This window comes from Aeromicrobium sp. Leaf272 (assembly GCF_001422865.1).
Lineage (GTDB): Bacteria > Actinomycetota > Actinomycetes > Propionibacteriales > Nocardioidaceae > Aeromicrobium.
In genome coordinates this window covers 285,766-288,942 of record NZ_LMMY01000013.1, presented here as the reverse complement: position 1 = coordinate 288,942, position 3,177 = coordinate 285,766, and the positions used below count along the sequence as shown (strand labels likewise).

Annotated in this window: 2 protein-coding genes and 1 pseudogene; all 3 read left to right on the top strand. The window is 72.7% G+C overall.

From position 1 onward, the window contains the following. On the top strand, positions 1-1,037 hold a 1,037-nt coding region (locus tag ASF38_RS10625; RefSeq protein ID WP_369815195.1), incomplete at its 5' end, for an MsnO8 family LLM class oxidoreductase. 111 nt (positions 1,038-1,148) lie between these two features. Next, positions 1,149-1,871: pseudogene (locus tag ASF38_RS10620) on the top strand (NADPH-dependent F420 reductase); the annotation flags it as partial. 55 nt (positions 1,872-1,926) lie between these two features. Beyond that, positions 1,927-3,177, top strand: a 1,251-nt coding sequence (locus ASF38_RS10615; RefSeq protein WP_162237346.1) for a carboxypeptidase-like regulatory domain-containing protein, incomplete at its 3' end; no start/stop codon positions are given.

The window sequence follows — 3,177 nt, the reverse complement described above, 5'->3', positions numbered from 1 at the left end:
GAACGGGGCGGGACGACCAGGAGACGGTCCGGCCGCGGAAGCCATCGGCCCCGTCCGGTGTTGACGACGACGTGAGGCCCTCGCTGCTCGACCGCTCCCGGACCCGCGTCGGCCGCCCCGACGGCGAGGGGCTGACGGGAAGCGTGGAACGTGCCGTCTGGGCCGAGCAGCTCGGCTACGAGCGCTTCTGGGTGGCCGAGCACCACGGCGTCCCCGGCATCGCCAGCGGGTCACCGCCCGTGCTCATGGCGGCGATCGGGGCGGCGACGTCACGCATCCGGATCGGGTCGGGCGGCATCATGCTCCCCCACCACCAGCCGTTCGTGGTGGCCGAGCAGCTGCGGATGCTCGAGGCGCTGAACCCGGGTCGCGTCGACGTCGGGCTCGGCCGGTCGTCGGGCTTCACCCCGCCCGTCCGTGCCGCCCTGCGGGAGGCCGCGGACGCCCCGGACCGCTTCGCCGACGACGTGCGCGAGCTGCGCGACCACCTTTCCGGCGCGGGCCCGGTGACGGTGCGGCCGGAGGGCGGTCCCGTCCCGATGTTCCTGCTGGCCACCGGTCGGGGCATCGCCCTGGCCGCCGAGCTGGGTCTGCCCGTGGTCGTCGGTGGACCGGTGCTGTGGTCCGACGAGCTGCCGAAGGCCCTCGCGGGCTACCGTCGCAGCTTCGTGCCCTCGTCGGAGCAGGACCGACCGTCGGTCGTGGTGTCGGCCGACGTGCACGTGGCCGACGACGTCGAGACGGCCCGCGAGCTGGCGCTGCCCGAGGCGTGGGCCATGGCGGTCTCGCGCCGGACGGGCGAGTTCCCACCGCTGGAGTCACCCGCGTCGATCCGCGCCCAGGCCTGGCCCGACCAGGTGCGCAGGCGCGTGGAGACTTCCCTGGACCACGCGATCGCCGGGGACGCGGCCACCGTGCGGCGCACCCTCGAGCAGCTGGCCGACCGCACCGGCGCCGACGAGCTGCTCGCCTCCACCTCCACGTGGGACCGCGAGGCCCTGCGCGCCGCCGACACCGCCCTCCGCGCCCTCGTCTGATCCCCCATCGGTGGATCCGCAACATCAGCGCCCGCATCGGTGGATCGTCAACCGCAGACGTCCGCCTGCGGTTGAGGATCCACCGATGGGGGTCGGGCATGGGGGTGGAACACCCGGTCGGTCCGTCGTGTTGACCCGAGCATGACCACCATCGGACTCATCGGCAGCGGACACATCGGCAGCACGGTCGCACAGCTGGCCGTCGACGCGGGCTACGACGTCGTGCTCAGCAACCGTCGCGGCCCCGACACCCTGACCGAGCTCGTCGACCGCCTCGGGCCGCGCGCCCGCGCGGCCACACCCGTCGAGGCAGCGGAGGCCGCCGACATCGCGGTCGTCACGGTGCCGTTGAAGGCGCTGTCCGACGTCCCCGTCGAGCCGTTGCGGGGCAAGGTCGTCATCGACACCAACAACTACTACCCGCAGCGCGACGGCCAGGTGGCGCGGCTCGACGACGAGTCGACCACCACGAGCGAGCTCACGCAGGAGCACCTTCCCGAGTCGCACGTCGTGAAGGCGTTCAACAACATCTACTTCAAGCACCTCGGGACGCTGCAGCGCCCCAGCGGTGATCCGGAGCGCTCCGTCCTGGCCATCGCCGGGGACCACGACGACGCCAAGCGCACGGTCGCGGAGGTCCTCGACGCCCTCGGCTACGACGCGTACGACGTCGGCCCGCTCTCTGAGGGCTGGCGCTACCAGCGCGACACCGCCGCCTACGCCGGGCTCTACATCGACCCCGAGACCGGCGACGTCGACGCGCCGCCGCGCCAGGTCACCGCGGACCTGCTCCGCGAGAAGCTCGACGCGGCGCAGCGCTACCGCGACATGTGAGACCGACTTCGGCGTTCGGCGGGCACAACCGAGGGGAACGTCCTAGATTTCGGTCATGAAGCACCCGCGTCGTCTCGTCGCCGTCCTGCTGGCGACGGTGCTCGGGACCACCCTCCTGGCTGCCCCGGCCGCGGCGACCGCGCGCGGCACGCTCGTGATCGCGCGTGCCCCCGCCGAGGTGATCGAGCTCTTCGTCGAGAAGCGCGAGGGCGACGCCTGGCGCCGGGTCGACTGGACGTGGGGCAATGACTACACCGCACGGGTCCTCGAGGACACCATCGAGTTCGACGTGCCTCCGGGCGACTACCGCGTCTCGTTCCAGCGCAACGTCTCGAGCCTCCACCGGCACGACGCACCCGACCTGACCACGACCTTCTACCCCGGGGTGGAGCGCGCGGAGCAGGCGACGGCGGTCGCGATCGTGGGCGGGCAGACCCGCGACCTGACCTCTTTCCGGCCTCTGCCGGGTGGCCACGTCACCGGCACCGCGAAGCGAGAGGACCGGACGCCGCTGCCGGCCAACGCGGGGGTCGAGGCGCTGCAAGAGCGCGCCGGTCACTGGCAGACGGCCGGTGTCTCTCTCCTCGCTCCAGACGGCTCCTACGACGTGGGCGGGCTCGGGTCCGCGCCGACGGTCCTGCGCGTCTTCGCGGGCGGGTCGACCACCACCGGGGGCACATGGCAGGGCCCCGACGCCGAGACGTTCTCCGGCAGCGCGACGGACCTCGCGTCGGCCGAACGCATCGACGTCTCGTCCGACCGCGTGACCTCGGTCGACCCGATCGCCGTGGCGCCGAACGGGACACTCTCGGGGTCAGTGCGGGACGCCGACGGCCGGCCTCTCGCGGGAGTCGAGGTCGAGGTCGACCACCTGAGGGGGGTCGTCCGGACCGCGTCCGACGGGAGCTGGGACGTCGGACCGGTGCGTGCAGGGTCCTACGACGTCATCCTTCGCGACCCGCAGGACCGGGTCGAGTTCCACAGGCGCGACGCCGTCGTGGAGCTGCGCCGGGACACCGTCGTGGACACGACCCACGCGCACCACCGCCCGGTGTGGACCGAGGCTCCGTCCTTCGTCCCGACCGACCGCCTCGGCATGATGGGGCAGACGATCACCGTCGATCCGGGCGTCCTGAAGCAGGACGACGCCGTGGTCACCTCGATCGACTGGTACGTCGGCCCGGAGGACTCCCCACCGCGGATCGCCACGGGCCCGACCTACACACCTCCGATGGACTCGGAGGTTGACCAGGTCCACGTGATCGTCACGGCTCGACGCCGGGGTGTCGAGGCGACGGCCCGAACC